Genomic DNA, 275 nt, shown 5'->3' with positions numbered 1-275 from the left:
AAGCCTGAACTGACGAACAGAAACTGCATAAGAGGCAGGGAGTCGCGGGTAAGCAAGCACATCTTTGCAAAGCCCCTGGCCAACAAACGGCTCTGTGTAGATGCAGCAGGATTAGGTGGAAGGATAAGCGTCTTACCTGGGGAGGTCTCGCCCTGTCGCGTACAGGGGGAGAAGTCAGCAGAAGCCATAGTAGCCGCCGGAAACGAGCCGTAAGCGCTGCGGAGGCCTCACAGGGCGGTGAAGGGCTGAACGTTAAGCTGCCCGAAATCCGATAA

Annotated in this window: 1 protein-coding gene; it reads left to right on the top strand. The window is 56.7% G+C overall.

From position 1 onward, the window contains the following. On the top strand, positions 1-213 hold a 213-nt coding region (locus Q1B04_RS19975), incomplete at its 5' end, for a hypothetical protein (RefSeq protein WP_299762778.1). Between the last annotated feature and the right edge of the window lie 62 nt (positions 214-275).

The organism is uncultured Pontibacter sp., from assembly GCF_947495565.1.
Taxonomy (GTDB): domain Bacteria; phylum Bacteroidota; class Bacteroidia; order Cytophagales; family Hymenobacteraceae; genus Pontibacter.
This window is presented reverse-complemented; position numbering and strand designations above follow the sequence as displayed.